The organism is Aeromonas sp. R5-4 (assembly GCF_040908215.1).
Taxonomy (GTDB): Bacteria; Pseudomonadota; Gammaproteobacteria; order Enterobacterales; family Aeromonadaceae; genus Aeromonas; species Aeromonas veronii.
The window spans coordinates 149,478-173,450 of record NZ_JBFODG010000013.1 but is presented as its reverse complement, the minus strand read 5'-3'; the positions used below and the strand labels follow the sequence as shown (position 1 = coordinate 173,450).

Sequence of the window (23,973 nt, the reverse complement as noted above, 5' to 3'; positions counted from 1 at the left end):
TGTTGTATCACACTTTTCCGACTGTTTTTAAGGGGTTGACCGGAATTCTTCCGGCCAGCGGCCATTTCTTCATCCGGTGTGTGCCAACCAGTTGTTTGGCATGGCAAAAAACGCCCGGCAACCAGCCTCTTTCGAATCACTCTTCGCTTAATCCAGCACCGACTGCTGGGGGTTGAGTTGGTGTACCAGTCGCTCTTCCAGCTGTTTTTGCTGCTCCGCCGTCAGTGGCTCGCCATCGAGGCTGGTCAGGCTGAAAAAGTCCTCGACCCTCTCACCGAAAGTGGCAATTTTGGCGGCGTGCAGCGACAGTCCGCACTGCTGGAAAACGGCACCGATCCGCGCCAGCAGACCGGGGGTATCGAGGGCAGTCAGCTCCATCAGGGTGTGACGGCTTTCCCCTTTGTGGGGCAGAAAGACTACCCGGGTCGGTACGCTGAACTGGCGGTGGCGCCGCGACAGCGGCTTGTTGCGCAGCACCAGCTTGCCCGGCTCCTGCAGCGCCTTCTCCAACGCCTTCTTGATGGTGGCGGTGCGGTTGGGGCTGATGGGTTCGCCGCTCGGCTCCAGCACCACGAAGGTATCGAGTACATAGTTGCTGCGCGAGTTCATGATCTGGGCGTCGTGGATGTTGAGGTTCTTCTGATCCAGCGCCGAGGCCACGGTGGCAAACAGATTCGGGGTATCGCGGCAGTAGATAAATACCTCGCTGCCGCCGCGGGTCGGGTGTTTGCCGATGATCACCAGTGGTGCCGGATTGTCGCCATGCTCGATGATGTGGCGGCAGTGCCAGGCGATCTGCTCCGGGCAGTGGCGCAGGAAGTAGTCGGCCTTGAAATCGGCCCAGAGCTGATTGATCGCCTCTTCCGATACATCCCGTTGCGCAAGCAGTTGCTTGGCCTGACGCTGGTTTTCGCGAATGCGCAGCCGCATGTCTGGCGGGTTCTCCAGCCCCTGGCGCAGCGCCTTCTGGGTCGCGAAGTAGAGCTCGCGCAGCAGGGTGCCCTTCCAGTCGTTCCACAGGGTATCGTTGGTGGCGCAGATATCGGCCACTGTGAGACAGTAGAGCAGGTCGAGATGCTGCTCGTCGCGCACCTTCTGGGCAAAGTCGGTGACCACGTCGGGATCGTAGATATCGCGGCGCTGGGCGGTAACCGACATCAGCAGATGGTGGCGTACCAGCCAGGCGACCAGTCGGCTCTCGTAGCGATCCAGACCGTGCAGCTGGCAGAACTCCAGCGCATCGACGGCGCCGAGTTCCGAGTGATCGCCGCGCCGTCCCTTGGCGATATCGTGAAACAGGGCGGCGATGCTGAGCAGCTCCGGTTTGCGCAGCCGGGTGAAGACCTCGTGGCAGAGCGGGTGGCTCTGGCGACTGGCCGGATTGGGGAACTGGTGAATGTTCTTGAGCAGCCGGTGGGTGTGCTCATCCACCGTGTAGGCGTGGAACATGTCGAACTGCATCTGGCCGACGATGAGGTTCCATTGCGGCAGATATGCGGCGAGGATGCCGTATTTGTGCATCAGGGTGAGCGGCAGGCCGATGCCGTTGGGGTGGCGCAGCAGCGCCATAAACAGGCGACGGCAGTCAGGCAAGTCCTGCAACCAGCAGTTGAGTTTGCGCCGCGCCTCGCGCAGCTGGCGCAGGGTGGCCGAGTGGATACCCGCAATCTCGGGATGCTGGGCCATCTGATAGAAGAGGCGCAGGATAGCGGCCGGTTCACGGCTAAACAGCTCCGCATCCACCGCATCGATGAGGCGGCCACGGAGCTGGAACTCGTCGGAGAGGCGGCGCACATCCATGGCGGTGTTGCCGAGGATCGCCTCGTCAAACAGCTGCAGCAGCATCTCGTTGAGCTCGGAGACCCGCCGCACCGTCTGGTAGAAGCGCTTCATCATCTGCTCGACCGGAGTGTTGCCTTCCCCTTCGAACCCCAGCATCTGGGCCACGGTGCGCTGGCGATCGAACAGCAGGCGGTTGTCCCCCTTGTTGATGGCCATGTGCAGGGCAAAGCGCACCTTCCAGAGAAAATTCTGGCAGTCGAGCAGTTCGCGATACTCGGCGCGATTGAGAAAGCCGTGGCTGGTCATCTCGAACAAGGTGGTGGCGCCAAAGTGGCGGCGGGCGACCCAGGCGAGGGTTTGAATATCCCGCAGGCCGCCTGGATTGCTCTTGAGATCGGGCTCCAGCTTGTAGGCGGTGCCGAGAAACTGCTGATGACGCTCCGCCTGCTCCTGGCGCTTGGCGCGAAAGAAGGCTTCGCTCGGCCAGAAGTGCTGGGGGCCGGTGGCCTCTTTGAGTTGCCGGAAGCCTTCCTGGCGACCTGTGATGTAGCGGGCCTCAATGAGGTTGGTTGCGACCGTAATATCGGCGCGCCCCTGCTCGAGGCACTCCGCCACGTTGCGCACCGCCTGACCCACCTCCAGCTTGAGATCCCACAGCAAGGTGATGAACTCGCCGATGCGCAGTCCCAACACCTCGTCCAGCTCGTCGCCGTCATAGAGGATCAGCAGGTCGATATCGGAGTGTGGGTGCAGCTCGCCGCGGCCATAGCCCCCCACCGCGATCAGGGTCAGATCGCTCTTGTCAAAGCCGAACTTCTGCCACAACCGGCAGAGCAACTGATCCATGTACTCGGAGCGGGTGGCGACCAGCTCGATGATGTTGTCGCCGGCATCAAAACGGGCGTGCAGCCAGCCGAGAAAGCGGCTCAGGTACTCTTTGCAGTTGTCGCGAGTGAGCTGGTCATCGGGTAACAAATGGGGGGAAAGCAGGCTGGCGTCCATGGCATCTCACACACAGTGGCAGGCAAATAGCTGAAACAGAAGTAAAAACCCCGGCGCTTTGGAAGTTCAGGGCCGGGGTTCGATGTTAGCTGTGTTTGATGAAGCGGTCGATAGTGTCATCGGGGCGCAGGGTGAGCACCTCGCAGCCATCCTCGGTCACCAGCAGGGTGTGCTCCCACTGGGCGGAGTCGCCGCCATCCTTGGTGGTCACGGTCCAGCCATCCTTCGGATTGACCTTGCAGTGATACTTCTTGCTGTTGACCATCGGCTCGATGGTGAAGCACATGCCCGCTTTCAGCTCCAGCTTGCCGCTGTTGCGGTAGTGGAGGATCTGCGGCTCTTCGTGGAACTCGGCACCGATACCGTGACCGCAGTAGTCACGCACCACGGAGAAACCGGCCTTCTCGACGATGGGCTGGATCACTGCGCCAATCTCGGTGATGCAGGCACCCGGACGCACCTTCTTGATGGCGGCGTAGAGGCTCTCTTGCGCAACTTTGCAGAGCTGGCGGCGCAGCGGGGTAGTTTCACCCACGATGAACATGGCCGAGGTATCGCCGTGGTAACCATCCTTGATAACGGTGATATCCAGGTTGATGATGTCGCCATCGCGCAGCTTCTTGTGATTCGGGATACCGTGGCAGATCACATCGTTCACCGAGGTGCAGATGGATTTGGGGAAGCCGTGGTAGTTGAGCGGAGCTGGAACCGCCTGTTGTACGTCGACAATATAGTCGTGGCAGAGGGTGTTCAGTTCGTCAGTGGTGACGCCAGCTTTGACATGGGGCGCAATCATGACCAGCACATCGGCGGCCAATTGGCCGGCAACGCGCATCTTTTCAATCTCTTCCGGTGTCTTGATTTTAATGGACATGGGATCTCTCTTGCGGCCTGCCGCTGGGCCTGCGAGGGCAGACAGGACAGGTAATGAAAAATAGATGCGTTTGCAATCAGGGCAAAATTTTATCCGCAACCCCCTCGTACTTCCAGTGTGATTGTCATCACAACGTCAAATCAGCGTCGCAGCATCCTCTGGCGGGATCCATATTTACACCTGTTTAGGGTGTCGGCCGGTGGTGTCCTGAACAAAGTTATGGTATAAAGCGCGCCGGAATGGGGAACTTGCGTCCCGATTTCATCACCCTTACTTAAACAACACACACACATCGACACATATGCCGGGGTGCCTTAACGGGTCGGTTATATGGGATGTGTGGAGGCCTAACCCCAATACAGAGGTATAAAATGGCTAAAGTTTCTATGCGCGACATGCTGCAAGCCGGCGTTCACTTCGGTCACCAGACTCGTTACTGGAACCCGAAAATGAAATCCTACATCTTCGGTGCCCGCAGCAAAGTTCACATCATCAACCTGGAAAAAACCGTTCCGATGTTTGACGATGCCATGAACTTCATCAGCTCCGTAGCTGCCAAGAAAGGCAAGGTACTGTTCGTTGGTACCAAGCGTGCCGCGTCTGAAGCCGTAAAAGAAGCCGCTGAGCGTTGCGACCAGTTCTATGTAAACCACCGCTGGCTGGGCGGTATGCTGACCAACTGGAAAACCGTTCGTCAGTCTATCAAGCGCCTGAAAGATCTGGAAACCCAGAGCCAAGACGGTACCTTCGACAAGCTGACCAAGAAAGAGGCGCTGATGCGTACTCGCGAAATGGAAAAGCTGGAGAAGAGCCTGGGTGGTATCAAGAACATGGGCGGCCTGCCTGACGTTCTGTTCGTTGTCGATGCCGACCACGAGCATATCGCTATCAAAGAAGCCAATAACCTGGGTATCCCGGTAGTTTCCATCGTTGATACCAACTCCAACCCGGACGGCGTTGACTATGTCATCCCGGGTAACGACGACGCTATCCGTGCCGTACAGCTGTACCTGAATGCTGCTGCTGACACCGTACTGGAAGCTCGCGCTCAGGACATCGTTGTTCAAGCCGAACAAGATGGCTTCGTTGAAGCTGAGTAATTGATAAGGACTGTAAAGCCCTTATTAACCAAGCTGATGTAATTGGTTAGCAGGGGCCCTTGTGGCCCCTGTTTCTTGTCAATTCAAGACCGAGGATACTGGACATGGCTAACGTTACTGCCGCCCTGGTAAAAGAACTGCGCGAGCGCACTGCCGCTGGCATGATGGATTGCAAAAAAGCACTGGAAGAAGCTGCTGGTGATATCGAGCTGGCAATTGAGAACATGCGCAAATCCGGTCAGGCCAAAGCCGCCAAGAAAGCTGGCCGTATCGCCGCTGAAGGCGTTATCTTTGCTCGCACCGAAGGCAACGTTGCCGTCATGATCGAGCTGAACAGCGAAACCGACTTCGTCGCCAAAGATGCCAGCTTCATGGCAATGGGCCAGAAGATCGCTGACATCGCTGCGACCCAGAAAATTGCTGACGTTGACGCGCTGAAAGCCGCTGACTTCGGTAACGGCGAATCCGTCGAGCTGACCATCACCAACCTGATCGCCAAGATCGGTGAGAACATGAACCTGCGTCGCGTGATGCTGGTTGAAGGTGACAACCTGGGTACCTACGTTCACGGTTCCCGCATTGGTGTTATCACCAAGCTGACCGGTGGTTCTGCCGAGCTGGCCAAAGATCTGGCCATGCACGTTGCTGCCAACAGCCCGCAATTCGTCAAGCCTGAAGACGTGTCTGCTGAAGTCGTTGCCAAAGAGCGCGAAATCCAGATCGACATCGCCATCAACTCCGGCAAGCCGAAAGAGATCGCCGAGAAGATGGTTGAAGGCCGCATGAAGAAGTTCACCGGTGAGGTTTCCCTGACTGGTCAACCGTTCGTGAAAGATCCTTCCATGACCGTTGCCGAACTGCTGAAGAAAGAAGGCGCTGACGTTGTCTCCTTCACCCGTTTCGAAGTGGGCGAAGGCATCGAGAAGCAAGAGACCGATTTCGCTGCTGAAGTTGCAGCCCAAATCGCGGCCGCTCAAAAGGCCTAATCGAACCGGTTTTTCCGTTTCCCCAGACCGCGACTTATGTCGCGGTCTTTATATGACCAGGAATCAGTGACATGAGTACCAATCCCAAACCTGCATACAGACGTGTTCTTCTGAAGTTGAGTGGTGAAGCCCTGCAAGGATCCGAGGGTTTCGGCATTGATCCGGCGGTGCTGGAGCGGATGGCCCAAGAGATCAAAGAACTGGTTGAGTTGGGTGTTCAGGTCGGTCTGGTCATCGGTGGCGGCAACCTGTTCCGTGGTGCCGGTCTTGCCAAAGCGGGCATGAACCGCGTGGTGGGCGACCACATGGGTATGCTGGCAACCGTGATGAACGGTCTGGCCATGCGTGATGCCTTGCATCGTGCTTATGTGAATGCCCGTCTGATGTCTGCCATCTCCCTGCAAGGCGTCTGCGACTCCTACAGCTGGGCCGAGGCAATCAGCCAGCTGCGTGCTGGCAAAGTCGTTATCTTCTCTGCCGGTACCGGCAACCCCTTCTTCACTACCGATTCTGCGGCTTGTCTGCGCGGGATCGAGATCGAAGCTGACGTGGTGCTCAAAGCCACCAAGGTTGATGGTGTATACAACGAAGATCCGGTCAAGAATCCGGATGCCGTGCTGTATCATGAACTGAGTTATGATGAAGTTCTTGAAAAAGAGCTCAAGGTGATGGATCTTGCTGCCTTTACCCTGGCACGTGACCATGATCTGCCGATCCGCGTGTTCAACATGAACAAACCGGGTGCCCTGCGCCGGGTTGTCATGGGTGAACCGGAAGGCACTCTGATCCACCACGTTGGTAAATAAGATAAAAGTGAGCCACCTGGCGCTCTTATCCTATCCATCACGTCAGTAAATAAGATAGACACGGGCCGTGTAGCGGCTCGTTCGCCAAAAGGAAAACCACTGTGATCAACGAGATTAAAAACGACGCCAAGGACCGTATGGGCAAGAGCGTAGAAGCGCTCAAGACTCAAATGTCCAAGATCCGTACCGGCCGCGCTCACCCGAGCCTGCTCGACGGCATCCAGGTTGAGTATTACGGTGCTGCCACTCCGCTGAAACAGTTGGCCAACGTCGTGGCAGAAGATGCTCGCACCCTCTCCATCTCCATTTTTGACCGCTCCATGATCCAGGCGGTAGAGAAGGCGATCCTGACCTCCGATCTGGGCCTGAACCCGTCCAGCAATGGCCAGACCCTGCGCGTGCCGTTGCCGCCGCTGACTGAAGAGCGTCGTCGTGACCTGACCAAGATCGTCCGTGCCGAAGCGGAAAACGCTCGTGTTGCCGTGCGCAACATCCGTCGTGACGCCAACGCCGACCTGAAAGCGCTGCTGAAGGACAAAGAGATCTCCGAAGACGACGACCGTCGCGCCCAGGAAGAGATCCAGAAACTGACCGACTCCTACATCAAGCTGGTCGATGAGGCCCTTGCCGTAAAGGAGAAGGAGCTAATGGAAATCTAACCGTCTGAAAGGTATATTACGAGCGCCGTGTAGTGCCCCTGCACGGCGCTTTTGTCTTTGTGGGAGAATTACATGTCGCTTTTGGCTGCGTTGGGTGATTGTGCCAACTCGTCTTTACCCCGTCACGTCGCCATCATCATGGATGGTAACGGTCGCTGGGCCCAGAACCGAGGCAAGATGCGGGTTTATGGCCACAAGGCGGGCGTCAAGTCAGTGCGCGAGGCCGTTACCTTTGCTGCGCGTGCCAAGATCGAGGCATTGACTCTGTTTGCATTCTCCAGCGAGAACTGGCGCCGCCCGGAAGGGGAGGTCAGTGCTTTGATGGAACTGTTCATCACAGTGCTGGGTCGTGAGGTGCAGAAACTGCACAACAACGGGATCCGGCTCAAGGTGATTGGCGATACTGCTCGCTTTAGTGAGCGGTTGCAGGCCAAAATCGCCAAGGCGGAGGCCTTGACCGCCAATAACAAGGGGTTGACCCTGAACATTGCGGCCAACTATGGCGGACAGTGGGATATCGCCCAGGCGGCCCGCAAGTTGGCTAAAGCAGTGGCGGCCGGTGAACTGGCCGCTGACGACATTGATGAATCCATGTTGACCCGTGAGGTTTGCATGGCCGATCTGCCACCCGTGGACCTGTTGATCCGCACCGGTGGCGATCATCGCATCAGCAACTTTGTGTTATGGCAGCTCGCCTATGCCGAGCTCTATTTTACCCCGGTATTGTGGCCCGATTTCAACGAGGCCGAGTTCAGTGAGGCGGTTGCCTCTTTCGTTGCCCGCGAGCGTCGCTTCGGTTGCACGGGTGAACAGATACGGGAATTGATCGCCGAGCAGCAGACCGGCTAAACCCCGCTCCCAAGAGAGAGGTTTCTTTTGCTAAAACAACGAATTATTACTGCTTTGATGTTGATCCCCCTGGTGTTGGGGGCGCTCTTCTTTCTGCCATTGAAATTTTTTGCCCTGTTGGCTGCGCTGGTGTTTTTGTTGGCCAGTCGCGAATGGAGTGGGTTTGTCTCTGCTGCTCCGCAACAATGGTTGCCCATCGTATTTTGTCTGTTGCTCGGTGCCAGCCTCTTTTGGCTGCCGGTGGAGCAACTCTGGACGCCCCACCTGCACCCCCTCGTGATGGGCGTGCTCTGGACAGCGGTAAGCTGGTGGCTGCTGGGTCTGCTGCTGGTGCTGCGCTATCCCCAAAGCGCCAAGCTGTGGAAAGAGTCTATCTGGCTCAAGTCGCTGTTTGGTCTGGTGACTCTGGTTCCCTTCTTCTGGTCGCTGGTCGCCATCCGTGGTTACAACTTTTACCATGACCCCATGATGGGGGCCTGGATCCTGTTGTTTGTGATGGGACTGGTCTGGGCGGCAGATTCTGGCGCGTATTTTTTCGGCAAGGCGTTCGGTAAGCACAAGCTGGCACCGGCTGTGAGTCCGGGCAAAACCATCGAAGGGATGTGCGGCGGCCTCTTTACCGCCAGCCTGCTGGCCATCGGCGTTACCTGGTCGATGGGATTTGTTCCTGCCAAGATGATCACCGTGCTGTTTTGCTCTCTGCTGGCGGTGCTAGCCTCCGTACTCGGCGATCTGACCGAAAGCATGTTCAAGCGCGAAGCGGGCATCAAGGATTCCGGCACCCTGCTGCCGGGTCATGGCGGTATTCTCGACCGGATCGACAGCCTGACTGCCGCTCTGCCGGTATTTCTGCTCAGTTATCTGCTACTCAGTCAGGAGTTTTGATGCACAAGTCACTGGTTATTCTGGGAGCCTCCGGCTCCATTGGTCAGAGTACCTTGAAAGTGCTGCGCCATAACCCGGGCAGTTGGCAAGTGTTGGCGTTGACCGCCGCCCGCAACGTGGATGCCATGTTGCGGGACTGCCTCGAATTCTCCCCCCGTTTTGCCGTGATGGTCGATGAGGATGCCGCCCGTGAACTGGCAGCCCGTCTGAAAGCGCACGGCAGTGCGACCCAGGTCATGTCTGGTGCAGCAGCCCTCTGCGATGTGGCCGCTCACCCCGATGCCCATAGCGTGATGGCCGCCATTGTGGGGGCGGCCGGTCTGGCCCCGACCATGGCCGCGGTACGTGCCGGCAAGCGTATTTTGCTGGCCAACAAGGAGGCGCTGGTGATGTCCGGTGCTTTCTTCATGGAAGCCGTGCGCGAACATGGCGCCGAGCTGTTGCCCATCGACAGCGAACACAATGCTATCTTCCAGTGTCTGCCGACCGCCGTGCAGCGCCAGCCCGGTTTTTGCGATCTGGCGGCGGCGGGGATCAGCAAGATTTTGCTGACCGGTTCTGGCGGCCCGTTCCGTTACACCGAGATCAGCGAGCTGGCGAAGGTGACGCCGGCGCAGGCCATCGCTCATCCCAACTGGTCGATGGGGGCCAAGATTTCGGTCGACTCCGCCACCATGATCAACAAGGGGCTGGAGTACATTGAGGCGCGCTGGCTGTTCAATGCGGCGCCCGAGCAGATCCAGGTGGTGATCCACCCGCAGTCGGTGATCCACTCCATGGTGCAGTACAAGGATGGCTCCGTGCTGGCTCAGCTTGGCAATCCGGATATGTGTACCCCCATCGCCCATGCGCTGGCTTATCCCAATCGCATCCCCTCCAGTGTGGAACCTTTGGATTTCTTCAGTGTCGGAGAGTTCAGCTTTATCCGGCCTGATTATGATCGCTACCCCTGTCTGGCGCTGGCCATCAATGCCTGCCAGAAGGGACAAGCGGCGACCACTGCGCTCAATGCAGCCAACGAGGAGGCGGTTGCCGCCTTCCTGGCCGGGCGCATCGGTTTTATGGATATTGCCCGGATCAACGAGGCCGTGATGCTGGCGCTGGAGAGCTGCGCCATCGGCTCGCTCGATGATCTGTTTGCCCTGGACGGTGCGGCAAGAGCCCGTGCTCACACTTTGATTGAGGAGCTTGGCTGATGGGCGGTGTGTTGTGGAATATCGGTGCCTTTGTTGTTGCGCTGGGCCTGCTGGTCGCGGTGCACGAGTTTGGTCACTTCTGGGTGGCCCGTCGTTGTGGCGTCAAGGTTGAGCGCTTCTCCATCGGTTTTGGCAAGGCGATCTGGCGCCGGATGGGTAAAGATGGCACCGAATATGTGCTGGCGCTGATCCCCCTCGGTGGTTACGTCAAGATGCTCGATGGCCGGGTCGATGAACTCAAGCCCGGTGACGAGCAGTATGCCTTCAACCACAAGAGTGTCTGGGCGCGGATGGCGATTGTCGCCGCAGGTCCCATGGCCAACTTCGTGTTTGCCCTGTTTGCCCTCTGGCTGATGTTTATCATCGGGGTGCCGAGCGTCAAGCCGGTGATCGGTGAAGTGCGTCCGGCCTCCATCGTGGCCGAGGCGGGTGTGCTGCCGGGGGTGGAGATTGTCGGGGTCGGCGATGAGCAGACCGGTGACTGGGAGAGCGTCACTTACGCCCTTATCAGCCATCTGGGTGATGATGCTGTGACTCTCAAGGTGCAGGCACCCAATACCAGCTATGCCACCGATAAAACCTTGTCGCTGACCGGCTGGACCTTCGATCCGGATAAAGAGTCGCCCATTGGCAGCTTGGGGATCGTCCCCCTGAGTGGCAAAGTGCTGCCCGTCGTGGCTGCAGTGGTGGCCAAGAGTGCCAGTGAAAAGGCGGGGCTACAGGTCGGTGACCGTATCAAAAAGGTCGGCGATCAGCCTATTACCGCGTGGGTCCAGTTTGTCGAGCTGGTGCAGCAGGCTCCGGGCGAGCCCCTGCAAGTGGTGGTTGAGCGCAACAACAGTGATCTCAACGTGACCCTGACCCCGGATAGCCGCAAGGTGCAGGGCAAGCTGGTAGGATTCGTCGGTCTCTCGCCGCAACTGGTTCCATTACCGGATGAATATCGAATTCTGTTACAGTATGGGCCTTTGCAGGCGCTGTGGCATGGCGCGGACAAAACCTGGAGTCTGATCACGCTCACCTTTGACATGATTGGCAAGTTGATCGGTGGCATCGTGTCGCTGGACAACCTGAGCGGCCCCATCTCCATTGCCAAGGGCGCTGGCAGCAGTGCCGACTATGGTCTGGTCTATTTCTTGAGTTTTCTGGCGCTGATCAGTGTCAACCTGGGGATTATCAATCTGTTCCCCCTGCCGGTGCTCGATGGTGGCCATCTGGTCTATTTCCTGATCGAAGCGGTCACCGGCAAGCCGGTATCAGAGAAAATACAGGAAGTGGGTTTCAGGATCGGCGCCGCCATTCTGATGTTATTGATGGGCATTGCGCTGTTTAACGATTTCGCTCGCCTCTGAGGCCAGAGCATCAACAAGGACACATAAGAACAAAATGGCTGTTAAAAAAGCATTGGTGTTGAGTTGCCTGCTGGGTGCCAGTTTCCTGGCCCAGGCGGCCCCTGCCTCTTTTGTGGTGCAAGATATCCAGGTCGAAGGTCTGCAACGGGTGACCCTGGGTGCCGCACTGTTGAACCTGCCGATCCGGGTCGGTGATACCGTCGACTCCGTGGCTCTGGCCAGCGCCATCAAAAAGCTCTATGCCTCGGGGAACTTCGAGGATGTGAAGGTTTACCGTGATGGCCAGGTGCTGCAGGTGATGGTCAAGGAGCGTCCGACCATCTCCAGCATCGAGTTTGCCGGCAACAAGGATATCAAAGAGGAGCAACTGACCCAGAGTCTGGAGTCTTCCGGTATCCGTGTGGGTGATCCGCTGGATCGCACCGTACTCACCTCCCTCGAGAAGGGACTGGAAGATTTCTACTATGGCGTGGGTAAATACTCCGCCAAGGTCAAGGCCATCGTCACTCCGTTGCCGCGCAACCGGGTCGACCTCAAGTTCACCTTCGTGGAAGGGGAAGCGGCCAAGATCCAGCAGATCAACATCGTCGGCAACAGCGTCTTCCCTGAAGAGAAGCTGATTGCCCAGCTCTCCCTGCGCGATGAAGTGCCCTGGTGGAACTTCACCGCCGACCAGCGCTATCAGAAGCAGAAGCTGGCCGGTGATATCGAGACCCTGCGCTCCTACTACATGGACCGCGGCTATATCCGCTTCCAGCAGGAGTCTACCCAGGTCTCCATGACCCCCGACAAGAAGGGCGTCTACGTCACCCTCAACATCAAGGAAGGGGATCAGTACAAGGTCTCCGGTGTCCAGCTCAAGGGTGACTTGATCGATCGCGGTGGCGAGATGAAGGGATTGATCCCGATCGCTGCCGGCAGCACCTACTCCGCCAGTCAGGTGACTCATACCGAAGAGGTGCTCTCCAAGTTCCTCGGCCGTTACGGCTACGCCTATCCGAAAGTGGTCACCTTCCCGCAGGTCAATGACAAGACCAAAGAAGTGGAGCTGATCGTCAACGTTGAGCCTGGCCCCCGTGTCTATGTGCGCAACATCAACTTCAGCGGTAACGCCACCACCGAAGATCAGGTGCTGCGTCGCGAGATGCGCCAGATGGAGGGTACCTGGCTCTCCTCCGACAACATCGAGCAGTCCAAGAGTCGTCTCAACCGTCTTGGCTACTTCGAGAGCGTCGAAGTGGACACCAAGCGGGTGCCGGGCAACGATGACCTGGTTGACCTCGACTTCAAGGTCAAGGAGCAGCCAGCAGGCTCCATCAACGCCGGTATCGGTTACGGTACCGAATCGGGTCTGAGCCTGCAGGCGGGGATCTCCCAGGACAACTTTATGGGTACCGGTAAAAAGGTCTCCATCAACGCCAGCACCAACGACTACTCCAAGAACGTTGACCTGAGCTACAACGACCCCTACTTCACAGTGGATGGTGTCAGCCTGGGTGGTCGGGTCTACTACAACCAGTTCCGCGCCGATGATGCCGATATTGTTGATTACGAGAATGAAACCATCGGTTTCCGTCTCTCCAGCGGCTTCCCGGTCAACGAGTTCAACCGTCTCGACTTCAGCACCGGTATCGAGAGCACCAAGTTGAGCCGTCCGTCATTCAATGCCCAGAACTATCAGGAGTGTCTGAAGGACAATCCGGATACTGATGGCAATACCTACTGCTGGGATCAGTGGAACGATAACCGCCAGTCGGTACAGATGGATCAGTTCTGGAATGCCTATTCACAGGATGGTTCCAACCTCGATTTCGTGACCGTTGATGTCACCGCTGGCTGGACCCGCTCTACCCTGAACAAGGGGATGTTCCCGACTTCTGGCGATCGTCAGCGTATCAACGCCAAGGTGACCGTACCGGGCATGGAGCTGCAGTACTACAAGCTCTCTGCCGAAGATGCCCACTACTTCCCGCTCGATGCGGATCACAGTTGGGTAATGATCGGCAAGGGTCGTGTCTCCTACGGTAACGGCTATGGCGATGACTCCATGCTGCCGTTCTTCGAGAACTACTATGCCGGTGGTTTCGATACGGTACGTGGCTTCAAGAGCAATACCATTGGTCCCAAGGCGATCTACAAGACCTACAACAAGCCGGGTGCTGGCAGTTGCACGGGTTCTCAGCCGTGTGAAACTGGCTACTACGAAGGTTCCGACACCTCGGTAGGCGGTAACGCTCTGGCCGTCGCCTCACTGGAGCTTGTCTTCCCGACCCCGTTCGTCTCCGAGACCTATCGTCCGCAGATCCGTTCAACCGTCTTTATGGACGCAGGTACCGTATGGAGCACTGATTTTGCCAACGGGGCATATCCTTGCGCCGCCGGTTCTGATTGCAACTATCTGAGCCAGGACTACTCCAACCCGGGCAATATCCGGGTCTCTGCCGGTGTCTCCCTGCAGTGGCTCTCGCCGATGGGCCCGCTGGTGTTTGCCTTGGCCAAGCCGATCAAGAAATACGAAGGGGATCGCACCGAAGTCTTCTCCTTCAACATCGGTCGTACCTTCTAAGCAGAGTTTCGCCCCCACCCATGCGGTGGGGGTCTTCAATGATGGGACGCGCGGTATGCGTGCCTCACCAGGTAACAAGACGGTCCTAACGCCGCTTGCATAATCGGGTAAATCAGGTAGCCCTCGCCATGAGGGAACAAGGAGTAAGTGTGAATAAAGCGTTGAAAGTAGCTGGTTTGAGCTTTGCACTGATGGCTGCCGGCATGGGTTCTGCCTTCGCTGAGACCAAGATCGCCGTGGTTGATATGGGCGAAGTCTTCCAAAAGCTGCCCCAGCGTGAAGCCGTTGCAGCCAAGCTGAAAGGTGAATTCGAGCCGCGTATGCGTGAGCTGCAGAAGCTGGAACAGGAAGGCCAGAAGCTGGTCGAGAAGTTCCGCAAGGATGAAGCCTTCATGAGCGCCGAGCAGAAGAAGCAGAACCAGGAGAAGCTGGCCAAGCTGCAGATGGAGTTCAACCAGAAGCGTCAAGCCTTTGAGCAGGACAACGGTCGCCGTCAGTCCGAAGAGCGCAACAAGATCCTGACCAAGGTACAGGCTGCCATCGATTCCATCGCCAAGAGCAATGGTTACGATCTGGTGCTGGAGCGCAATGCCGCCCCGTATGCCGCCAGCAAGCTGGACATCTCCGGCCAGGTTATTTCTCAGGTAAGCAAGAGCAACTAATTGATGGCATTCACTCTCGCACAGCTGGCCCAGCAACTGGGGGCCCAGGTCCATGGCGACGGAACCCTGGAAATCCGCAAGGTAGCGACACTGGAAAAGGCCGGGGAGGGGGATATCACCTTCCTGTCCAACAAAAAGTACCGGCACTATCTGGAGCAGAGCAAGGCGACCGCCGTGCTCATTACAGAAGCGGATCTGCCATTTTGTCCCACCAATGCCCTGGTGCTCAAAGACCCCTATGTGGGCTTTGCCCGGGTAGCCCAACTGCTGGACACCACCCCGCAGCCGGCCACGGATATTCATCCGAGCGCCGTTATCGCGGCTGACGTGCAACTGGGCGAGAGAGTGTCCATCGGCGCCAATGCAGTGATCGAATCCGGCGTCGTGCTGGGTGACGATGTACGCATTGGCCCGGGCTGTTTTGTTGGCAAAAATACCCGGCTGGGAGCCCGCTCCCGGCTATGGGCCAACGTCACCCTCTATCACAATGTGACCATGGGCACCGACTGTCTGGTTCAATCCGGCACAGTGATCGGCGCCGATGGTTTCGGTTATGCCAACGAGCGTGGCGAGTGGATCAAGATCCCCCAGCTCGGCGGTGTGACTATTGGCAACCGGGTCGAGATCGGTGCCTGTACCACCATTGATCGCGGTGCGCTGGAAGATACCCGCATCGCTGACAACGTCATCATCGACAACCAGTGCCAGATCGCCCACAACGTGGAGATCGGTTACGGCACCGCCGTGGCGGGCTCTACCGTGATGGCTGGTAGTCTCAAGGTCGGCAAATACTGTATCATTGGCGGCGCTTCCGTCTTTAACGGGCATATGGAGATCTGCGACCAGGCCACCGTCACCGGTATGGCCATGGTGATGCGACCCATTACCGAGCCCGGTGTCTACTCTTCCGGCATCCCTCTGCAAACCAATAAAGAGTGGCGCAAGACCGCCGCCCGGGTGATGCGTATCGAAGAGATGCACAAGCGGTTAAGCAAGCTTGAGAAGAAGCTGGATCAAGAATAATCACGATTGGTATAGGGTACTGTTTTGACTACTGAAAAGAAGAGCCTGGGTATCCAGGAAATCATGGATCTGCTGCCCCACCGTTATCCGTTTCTGATGGTGGATCGTGTAGACGACTACGAGATCAGCGATGAGCGCAAAACCCTGCGCGCCATCAAGAACGTCTCGTTCAACGAGCCGATCTTCCAGGGGCACTTCCCGGCCAAGCCGGTGTTCCCGGGCGTACTGATCCTGGAAGCGATGGCACAGGCCACCGGTATCCTGGCCTTTACCATGGTGGGCAAGCCGTCTCCCAACGAACTCTACTATTTTGCCTCAATCGACAACGCTCGTTTCAAGCGCCCAGTCGGCCCCGGTGACCAACTGGTGCTGGACGTGGAGTTCCTGAAAGAGCGTCGCGGTATTGCCAAGTTCACCGGTGTCGCCACCGTCGATGGTGAAGTGGTCTGTACCGCCGAGCTGATGTGCGCCAAACGCGAGGTTTAACACACGTGATCGACCAGACTGCCATCATTCACGATACAGCCATCGTCCATGAGTCTGCCGTGATCGGTAAAGGGGTTGAAATCGGCCCCTTTTCTGTCATCGGCGCCGAGGTGGAAATCGGTGACAACACCTGGGTAGGTTCCCATGTGGTGATCAAGGGCCCGACCAAGATTGGTCGCGGCAACAAGATCTTCCAGCACACCTCCATCGGTGAGGATTGCCAGGACAAGAAGTACGCCGGTGAGCGCACCTTCCTCGAAATTGGCGACAACAACGTTATTCGCGAGAACTGCACCTTCCACCGTGGCACCATTCAGGATCAGAGCCTGACCAAGGTGGGCAGCGGTAACCTGTTCATGGTCAACGTTCATGTTGCCCACGACTGCATCATCGGTGACAACTGCATCTTCGCCAACAACGCGACCCTGGCGGGCCACGTGGTGATCGGTGACTTCGTGATCTTTGGTGGTCTCTCCGCCATTCACCAGTTTGGCCGCGTTGGTTCCCACGCCTTCGTCGGTGGCTGCGCCGCCCTGAACAAGGACGTGCCGCCTTACGTGATGGCCGCCGGCAACTACGCCAAGCCGTTCGGGGTCAACTCTGAAGGTCTGCGTCGCCGCGGTTTCAGCGCCGAGGCCATCTCTGCCGTCAAGCGTGCCTACAAAGAGATCTTCCGCTCAGGCAAGACCATCGAAGAGGTGCTGCCGGTGCTGATCGAGATGGCGCAAGCCGAACCGGCCGTCCAGCTCTATGTGGACTTCCTCAAAGATAACGAGCGCGGGATCATCCGTGCCTGATCCGGTTCGTATCGGTATCGTCGCCGGAGAAGTCTCCGGCGACATTCTGGCTGCCGGTCTGGTGCGCGAGCTGCAAGCCCGCTACCCAGATGCGCAGTTCGAAGGGATCGCAGGGCCGCGGATGCAGGCCCTCGGCGTCAAGGCACTGTTCGAGATGGAAGAGCTCTCCGTCATGGGGATCACCGAGGTGCTTGGCCGTCTGCCGCGCATCCTCAAGGTCCGTCGCGAACTGCTGCGCCACTTTATTGCCAATCCGCCCGATATCTTTATCGGCGTGGATGCACCGGATTTCAATATCGGAGTGGAGCTGAAACTGCGCCGCGCCGGTATCAAGACGGTTCACTATGTCAGCCCCTCTGTGTGGGCCTGGCGCCAGAACCGCATTCACAAGATCAAGGCCGCTACCGACATGGTGCTCGCCTTCCTGCCGTTCGAGAAAGCCTTCTACGACCGCTTCGATGCCCCTTGCCGTTTTGTCGGTCACACCATGGCGGACGATATTCCGCTGGTGCCGGATCAGGCAGCCGTGCGTCGCAATCTCGGTATCGATGCCAATCGCCGCTGGCTGGCGGTGCTGCCGGGCAGCCGCACCGCAGAAGTGGGCTTTATGTCTCCCCTGTTTCTCGAGGCGTGCAAACACCTGACGGTGCGCTATCCGGATCTCGGCTTCATCGTGCCGCTGGTCAACCAGAAACGGCGCGAGCAGTTTATGGCCATCAAGGCTGAGGTAGCGCCGGGTCTCGACATGGTGCTGCTGGAAGGGCAGGGCCGCGAGGCGATGATCGCCGCCGACGTGGTGATGCTGGCCTCTGGCACTGCGGCGCTCGAAGCCATGCTGGTGAAAAAGCCGATGGTGGTGGGCTACAAGCTCAAGCCCTTCAGCTACTGGCTGGCCCAGCGACTGGTGAAGACCGAATTTGTCTCTCTGCCCAACCTGCTCGCCGGTCGCATGCTGGTGCCGGAACTCATCCAGCACGAGTGTACCCCGGAGAATCTGGTGGAAGAGGTGAGCAAGTACTTCGAGCACGACAACAGTGCGCTGGTCAACACCTTCACCGAGCTGCATCAGCTGATCCGCTGCAATGCCGACTCGCAGGCCGCCGATGCGGTGGCGGATCTGCTCGGCAGATAACGCTATTTCGGACCGTCGATTGCGCCGCACAGCCCGTTAATCCGTTTTCCGAGCGGTGATGCCGCGTCAGTCGACCCCCTGTCAGGCCCCACGGGGCCTGTTTTGATTCAAGGCTACAAGATGATGATCGATATTCCTGACGACAAGCTGGTTGCCGGTGTGGACGAAGTGGGTCGTGGCCCCCTGGTGGGTGACGTGGTCACCGCTGCGGTCATTCTCGATCCCGCCAAGCCAATCGCGGGGCTCAACGACTCCAAGAAGCTCTCCGAGAAGAAGCGGCTGGCGCTGTTTGACGAGATCAAAGAGAAAGCGCTCGCCTGGGCCATCGGTCGCGCCACTCCGGAGGAGATCGACGAGCTCAACATCCTGCATGCCACCATGCTGGCGATGCAGCGCGCCGTGGCGGGATTGAAGGTCACCCCCGAGCTGGTCTTCATCGATGGCAACCGCTGCCCAAGTTTGCCGATGGAGGCGCGTGCCGTGGTCAAGGGCGATAGCCTGGTGGCCGCCATCAGCGCCGCCTCGATCCTCGCCAAGGTGACCCGCGATGCGGAGATGACCGAGCTGGACAGCCGTCATCCCGAATATGGTTTTGCCCGCCACAAGGGCTATCCGACTGCGGAGCATCTCGCCATTCTGGCCGAGCGCGGCCCGTTGCCGGAGTATCGCAAGAGCTTCAAACCGGTGCGCCGCGCATTGGGGATCGAGTAGACCATGCCATTTAGTTTGAGCAGCGAGAGGAGATGACGATGGCTGACCCCCGTTTTATCCACCTGCGAGTCCACTCCGACTTCTCCATGGTCGATGGCCTGCAGAAGATCAACCCCATCGTCGGGGCGGCGGCGGCCAACAACATGCCGGCGCTGGCGCTGACCGATCAGATGAACATGTGTGGTCTGGTGCGCTTCTATGGCGCAGCCCACGGCAAGGGGATCAAACCCATCGTCGGTGCCGACTTCTGGGTGCAGAGCGATGAGCTCGGCGGCGAGCAGTTCCGTCTCACCCTGCTCGCCATGGATAACGACGGCTACCAGAACATCACCCTGCTTATTTCCCGCGGTTACCAGCGCGGCCACGTGCAGGGGCGTCCGGTTATCGACAAGAGCTGGCTCGCCGAGCATGCCAAGGGGGTGATCGTCCTCTCCGGCGGGCGCGAGGGGGATGTGGGCAAGTTCCTGCTCAAGGGCAACCGGCAGATGACCGAGCAGTGTGTCGCCTTCTATCAGACTCACTTCCCCGATGCCTACTACCTCGAACTGTTGCGTACCGGTCGACCCGACGAAGAGGTCTATCTGCACATGGCGGTGGCCATCGCCACCGAGTTCGAGCTGCCGGTGGTCGCCACCAACGAGGTGGTGTTCCTCAACGCCGATGACTTCGATGCCCACGAGATCCGGGTTGCCATACACGATGGCTATACCCTGATGGACAAACGCCGTCCCCGTCGCTACAGCCCCCAGCAGTACCTGCGCAGTCAGGAGGAGATGGCCGAGCTGTTTGCCGATATCCCCGAAGCGCTGGAAAACACGGTGGAGATCGCCAAGCGTTGCAACGTGACGGTGCGTCTCGGCGAATATTTCCTGCCCAACTTCCCGACCGGCGACATGACCACCGAAGATTTTCTGGTGGCCAAATCGAAAGAGGGTCTGGAGGAGCGTCTCGAGTTCCTGTTTCCGGATCCGGCGGTGCGGGCCGAGCGTCGTCCCGAGTATGACGAGCGTCTCGATGTTGAGCTGAAAGTAATCAACCAGATGGGCTTCCCGGGTTACTTCCTCATCGTGATGGAGTTTATTCAGTGGTCCAAGGACAACGGCATTCCCGTTGGTCCGGGCCGGGGCTCGGGGGCGGGCTCTCTGGTGGCTTACGCCCTCAAGATCACCGACCTTGACCCGCTGGAATTTGACCTGCTGTTCGAACGTTTCCTGAACCCCGAGCGGGTATCCATGCCCGACTTCGACGTCGACTTCTGCATGGACCGACGCGACGAGGTGATCGAGCACGTCTCCGACATGTATGGCCGGGATGCGGTATCCCAGATCATCACCTTCGGCAGCATGGCGGCCAAGGCGGTGGTGCGGGATGTGGGCCGGGTGCTGGGCCACGCTTACGGCTTTGTAGATCGCATCTCCAAGCTGATCCCGCCGGATCCGGGCATGACGCTTGCCAAGGCATTCGAGGCCGAGCCCAAGCTGCCCGAGCTCTACGAGCAGGATGAGGAGGTCAAAGACCTCATCGACATGGCACGCCGCCTGGAAGGGGTCGTACGCAACGCCGGTAAACACGCCGGTGGCGTGGTGATCGCGCCCACCAAGATTACCGACTTTGCGCCGCTCTACTGCGATGACGAAGGCCATCACCCGGTCACCCAGTTCGACAAGAACGACGTGGAATACGCCGGTCTGGTGAAGTTCGACTTCCTGGGTCTGCGGACCCTCACCATCATCGACTGGGCGCTCGGCATGATAAACCCGCGTCTTGCCAAAGAGGGCAAGCCGCCGGTGGACATCGCCGCCATCCCCATTGATGACAAGAAGTCGTTCGACCTGCTGCAGCGCTACGAGACCACGGCGGTATTCCAGCTCGAATCCCGCGGCATGAAGGATCTCATCAAGCGGCTGCGCCCCGACTGCTTCGAAGACATGATCGCACTGGTGGCCCTGTTCCGACCGGGCCCGCTCCAGTCAGGCATGGTGGATAACTTCATCGACCGCAAGCACGGTAATGAAGCGATCTCCTATCCGGACGAGAAGTGGCAGCACGAGAGCCTGAAACCGATTCTGGAACCGACCTACGGCATCATCCTCTATCAGGAGCAGGTGATGCAGATCGCCCAGACCCTGGCGGGCTACACGCTCGGTGGCGCAGACATGCTTCGCCGGGCTATGGGTAAGAAAAAGCCCGAGGAGATGGCCAAGCAGCGAGCCGGTTTCGAGGAGGGTGCCGTCAGGAATGGCGTCGACGGCGAACTGGCGATGAAGATCTTCGATCTGGTGGAGAAGTTTGCGGGCTACGGCTTTAACAAATCCCACTCCGCCGCCTATGCGCTGGTCTCCTACCAGACCCTCTGGCTCAAGACCCACTTCCCGGCCGAGTTCATGGCGGCGGTGATGACCGCCGATATGGACAACACCGACAAGATCGTGACCCTGGTTGATGAGTGCCAGCGGATGGGGCTCACCGTGATCCCACCGGATGTGAACACCGGTCGCTATCGCTTCTCGGTCAACGAAGATGGCCATATCGTTTACGGGATCGGGGCGGTGAAAGGGGTCGGTGAAGGCCCCATCGATGCAATCTTGAGCGCCCGGGATCAGGACGGCCCGTTTCGCGATCTGTTCGACTTCTGCAACCGGGTCGACATCAAGAAGCTCAACAAGCGGGTGATGGAGAAGCTGATCCTCTCCGGCGCCATGGATCGGCTCGGCCCCCACCGCGCCGCCCTGATGGCAACGCTGGAGGAGGCGATGCGTGCCGCCGAGCAGCACGCCAAGGCGCAGGCGGTGGGGCAGGTCGACATGTTCGGCGTGCTTACCGAAGAGATTGACGACGTCAAGAAGGCGTTTGCCAATGTGCCGCACTGGCCTGACAAGGTGTGGTTGGAAGGGGAGCGCGAGACCCTCGGGCTCTATCTCACCGGCCACCCCATCAACCAGTACAGCAGCGAGTTGCGTCGTTATACCTCGGGTCGCCTGTGCGATCTGCATCCCACCTCCCGCGATACCGTAACCACGGCGGCGGGGCTGGTGATCGCGGCTCGCAGCATGGTGACCAAGCGTGGCAACAAGATGGGGATCTTCACCCTGGACGACCGTTCCGGTCGCCTCGATGTGACCCTGTTCAGTGAAGCGCTGGAAAAATATGAAGAATTGATGCAAAAAGACCGCATTTTGGTGGTTTCTGGACAGGTCAGCTTTGATGACTTCTCCGGTGGCCTTAAAATGTCGGCTCGAGAATTACTGGATATCAACGATGCGAGGGAGCGTTTTGCCAGAGCAATCCGTATCTCCCTCGATGAACAGCGGATTGATGATCGCTTTTTCCCGCGTTTGTGCGAGATTTTGGAGCCCGCCCGTGCCGGAGTCTGTCCGGTTCAGGTAAACTATCGTCGCCCCGGCTCCCGGGTGCGATTGACGCTCGGTACCGAGTGGCGGGTGACGCCCACCGATCAACTGATAGATGACTTGCGAGTCCTGCTTGGACGAGAGCGGGTTGAATTGGTTTTTGATTAGAGGTTCTAAGGCCCTATGAGTCTTTTTCTGGATTTTGAACAGCCGATTGCCGAGTTGCAGGCGCAGATTGATGAACTCAAACATGTGAGTGAAGGCAATCACGCCGTGGATCTGAAAGACGAGATCCGCCGGCTGGAGAAGAAAAACGAAGAGCTGACCAAGAAGATCTTCGGTGATCTGGGTGCCTGGCAGGTATCCCAGATGGCGCGTCATCCCCAGCGCCCCTACACCTTTGACTATATCGAGCATATCTTCACCGATTTTGACGAGTTGGCTGGCGATCGCGCCTATGCCGATGACAAGGCTATCGTCGGCGGCATCGCCCGTCTCGACGGCGAGCCGGTGATGGTGATTGGTCACCAGAAGGGTCGCGAGACCAAAGAGAAGATCAAGCGCAACTTCGGCATGCCGCGTCCGGAAGGATACCGCAAGGCCCTGCGTCTGATGGAGATGGCCGAGCGCTTCAAGATGCCGATCATCACCTTTATCGACACCCCGGGCGCTTACCCCGGCGTGGGTGCCGAAGAGCGTGGCCAGTCCGAAGCGATTGCCCGCAACCTGAAAGTGATGGCCGGTTTGACCGTGCCGGTTGTCTGCACCGTGATCGGTGAGGGTGGCTCCGGTGGTGCGTTGGCAATCGGGGTGGGTGACCGCGTCAACATGCTGCAGTACTCCACCTACTCCGTCATCTCGCCGGAAGGGTGTGCCTCCATCCTGTGGAAGAGCGCTGACAAGGCTTCTGTGGCTGCCGAAGCGATGGGTATCACTGCCCAGCGTCTGAAAGAGCTCAAGCTGATCGACCACGTGATCGACGAGCCCCTCGGCGGTGCCCACCGCGATGTGGAGAAGATGGCCAAAAACCTCAAGGCCCGCATCAAGCAGGATCTGGACGCCCTGCGTCCGCTCGATACCGAGCAACTGCTGGAGCAGCGCTACCAGCGTCTGCTGGGCTACGGCTACTGCTAAGCGCTGCCGTCAACCCCGACTATTCAGGCCCCCGTCATCGACGGGGGTTTTTTATTGCTGATGACCTGTCTTGCGGTGATTGTGCCAACGCGCCCTGAAACGGCGCTGCTCACTCTTCGCGGGTGAGGGGAAGGGTTGGTATGCCACGCTGTTCGTGAGGGCTGTCAGGGACTGCGGCAACGCGTTGTCTGTCGCCTGCCCGCTGCATCCTGTGGCATCGTTAGCGGTGGCATGACAAGCCGCTTGATCATCCGATAGCGGCATAAAAAAGCGCCCCGACTATGCGGAGCGCTTTTACAGGTGTCTGGTGGTATTACAGTTCAATCTCGTCTGTAAGACCTTCATAGGCGATATCGATGGATTGCAGCTCCTTCTGCAGGCGATGTTTGTCTTTCAACGCCTCGATTTCACGCCATTTACGTTTTTTTCCCGTTGTCCCGCGGCTACGCGAACCGAGTTCAACCACCTCGTCATAATCGAAGTTGAACATTTCCATGGCTCCCTCCTTGGTTTTTATCGTTTTCACCACCCGTATAACATAACGAATCTGAAATTAAAACGTTTTCGTGACGACTCTATGACAGCGCTAAAAAAGCCCATGAAAAAAAACCGGGCCCCTTG

20 protein-coding genes are annotated in these 23,973 nt (G+C 58.3%); 17 read left to right on the top strand and 3 right to left on the bottom strand.

Going from position 1 to position 23,973, the window contains the following annotated elements:
* Positions 1–147 precede the first annotated feature (147 nt).
* Together glnD and map are read right to left on the bottom strand one after the other, a co-directional pair.
* On the bottom strand, positions 148–2,784 hold the full coding sequence (gene glnD / locus AB5Y83_RS05150) for a bifunctional uridylyltransferase/uridylyl-removing protein GlnD (RefSeq protein ID WP_368174812.1): 2,637 nt from the start codon (positions 2,782–2,784) through the stop codon (positions 148–150).
* An 85-nt stretch (positions 2,785–2,869) separates the two neighbouring features.
* Positions 2,870–3,658, bottom strand: coding sequence for a type I methionyl aminopeptidase (gene map, locus AB5Y83_RS05145; protein ID WP_005338579.1), 789 nt, complete (start codon positions 3,656–3,658; stop codon positions 2,870–2,872).
* A gap of 371 nt (positions 3,659–4,029) precedes the next feature.
* On the opposite strand from map, the gene rpsB reads away from it, so the two are divergent.
* The 17 genes from rpsB to accA all read left to right on the top strand — a co-directional run bounded on the left by rpsB (position 4,030) and on the right by accA (position 23,352).
* The gene (rpsB, locus tag AB5Y83_RS05140) at positions 4,030–4,758 is read left to right on the top strand and encodes a 30S ribosomal protein S2 (protein WP_005303470.1); all 729 of its coding nucleotides are present in this window, start codon (positions 4,030–4,032) and stop codon (positions 4,756–4,758) included.
* 104 nt (positions 4,759–4,862) lie between these two features.
* Positions 4,863–5,744 carry a translation elongation factor Ts gene (gene tsf / locus AB5Y83_RS05135; protein ID WP_005338578.1) on the top strand — a complete coding sequence of 294 codons (882 nt, stop codon included), beginning with the start codon at positions 4,863–4,865 and terminating at the stop codon, positions 5,742–5,744.
* A 71-nt stretch (positions 5,745–5,815) separates the two neighbouring features.
* Complete coding sequence (gene pyrH, locus AB5Y83_RS05130; RefSeq protein WP_005338577.1) at positions 5,816–6,550, top strand: UMP kinase; 735 nt, start codon at positions 5,816–5,818, stop codon at positions 6,548–6,550.
* A 101-nt stretch (positions 6,551–6,651) separates the two neighbouring features.
* Positions 6,652–7,209 (top strand): ribosome recycling factor, encoded by a 558-nt coding sequence (gene frr / locus AB5Y83_RS05125; protein ID WP_005338576.1) that lies wholly within the window; start codon positions 6,652–6,654, stop codon positions 7,207–7,209.
* A 72-nt stretch (positions 7,210–7,281) separates the two neighbouring features.
* Complete coding sequence (gene uppS, locus AB5Y83_RS05120) at positions 7,282–8,058, top strand: polyprenyl diphosphate synthase (protein WP_005338574.1); 777 nt, start codon at positions 7,282–7,284, stop codon at positions 8,056–8,058.
* 27 nt (positions 8,059–8,085) lie between these two features.
* Positions 8,086–8,943: a phosphatidate cytidylyltransferase gene (locus AB5Y83_RS05115; RefSeq protein ID WP_026034918.1), complete on the top strand. Its 858-nt coding sequence runs from the start codon at positions 8,086–8,088 to the stop codon at positions 8,941–8,943.
* Positions 8,943–10,139 carry a 1-deoxy-D-xylulose-5-phosphate reductoisomerase gene (ispC, locus tag AB5Y83_RS05110; RefSeq protein WP_201911488.1) on the top strand — a complete coding sequence of 399 codons (1,197 nt, stop codon included), beginning with the start codon at positions 8,943–8,945 and terminating at the stop codon, positions 10,137–10,139. Before AB5Y83_RS05115 ends, ispC begins: the two co-directional genes overlap by 1 nt.
* Positions 10,139–11,491 carry a sigma E protease regulator RseP gene (gene rseP / locus AB5Y83_RS05105; RefSeq protein ID WP_058057878.1) on the top strand — a complete coding sequence of 451 codons (1,353 nt, stop codon included), beginning with the start codon at positions 10,139–10,141 and terminating at the stop codon, positions 11,489–11,491. Before ispC ends, rseP begins: the two co-directional genes overlap by 1 nt.
* Positions 11,492–11,525: 34 nt before the next feature.
* On the top strand, positions 11,526–14,057 hold the full coding sequence (gene bamA / locus AB5Y83_RS05100; protein ID WP_075114987.1) for an outer membrane protein assembly factor BamA: 2,532 nt from the start codon (positions 11,526–11,528) through the stop codon (positions 14,055–14,057).
* Between the two features lie 149 nt (positions 14,058–14,206).
* On the top strand, positions 14,207–14,719 hold the full coding sequence (locus AB5Y83_RS05095) for an OmpH family outer membrane protein (protein WP_005338563.1): 513 nt from the start codon (positions 14,207–14,209) through the stop codon (positions 14,717–14,719).
* A gap of 3 nt (positions 14,720–14,722) precedes the next feature.
* A complete protein-coding gene (lpxD, locus tag AB5Y83_RS05090; RefSeq protein WP_279488976.1) occupies positions 14,723–15,742 on the top strand; it encodes a UDP-3-O-(3-hydroxymyristoyl)glucosamine N-acyltransferase in 1,020 nt (339 codons plus the stop codon).
* A gap of 24 nt (positions 15,743–15,766) precedes the next feature.
* On the top strand, positions 15,767–16,228 hold the full coding sequence (gene fabZ, locus AB5Y83_RS05085; protein WP_005338559.1) for a 3-hydroxyacyl-ACP dehydratase FabZ: 462 nt from the start codon (positions 15,767–15,769) through the stop codon (positions 16,226–16,228).
* A gap of 5 nt (positions 16,229–16,233) precedes the next feature.
* On the top strand, positions 16,234–17,025 hold the full coding sequence (lpxA, locus tag AB5Y83_RS05080) for an acyl-ACP--UDP-N-acetylglucosamine O-acyltransferase (RefSeq protein WP_005338557.1): 792 nt from the start codon (positions 16,234–16,236) through the stop codon (positions 17,023–17,025).
* Positions 17,018–18,157, top strand: coding sequence for a lipid-A-disaccharide synthase (gene lpxB / locus AB5Y83_RS05075; protein WP_040098041.1), 1,140 nt, complete (start codon positions 17,018–17,020; stop codon positions 18,155–18,157). Before lpxA ends, lpxB begins: the two co-directional genes overlap by 8 nt.
* A 120-nt stretch (positions 18,158–18,277) precedes the next feature.
* Positions 18,278–18,868, top strand: coding sequence for a ribonuclease HII (gene rnhB, locus AB5Y83_RS05070; RefSeq protein WP_069554272.1), 591 nt, complete (start codon positions 18,278–18,280; stop codon positions 18,866–18,868).
* Between the two features lie 38 nt (positions 18,869–18,906).
* The gene (dnaE, locus tag AB5Y83_RS05065; RefSeq protein WP_368174811.1) at positions 18,907–22,386 is read left to right on the top strand and encodes a DNA polymerase III subunit alpha; all 3,480 of its coding nucleotides are present in this window, start codon (positions 18,907–18,909) and stop codon (positions 22,384–22,386) included.
* A 15-nt stretch (positions 22,387–22,401) separates the two neighbouring features.
* Complete coding sequence (gene accA / locus AB5Y83_RS05060; RefSeq protein WP_005338549.1) at positions 22,402–23,352, top strand: acetyl-CoA carboxylase carboxyl transferase subunit alpha; 951 nt, start codon at positions 22,402–22,404, stop codon at positions 23,350–23,352.
* A 313-nt stretch (positions 23,353–23,665) separates the two neighbouring features.
* On the opposite strand, the gene AB5Y83_RS05055 is transcribed toward accA, so the two are convergent.
* Positions 23,666–23,848 carry a DUF3545 family protein gene (locus tag AB5Y83_RS05055; protein ID WP_005338547.1) on the bottom strand — a complete coding sequence of 61 codons (183 nt, stop codon included), beginning with the start codon at positions 23,846–23,848 and terminating at the stop codon, positions 23,666–23,668.
* Positions 23,849–23,973 lie beyond the last annotated feature (125 nt).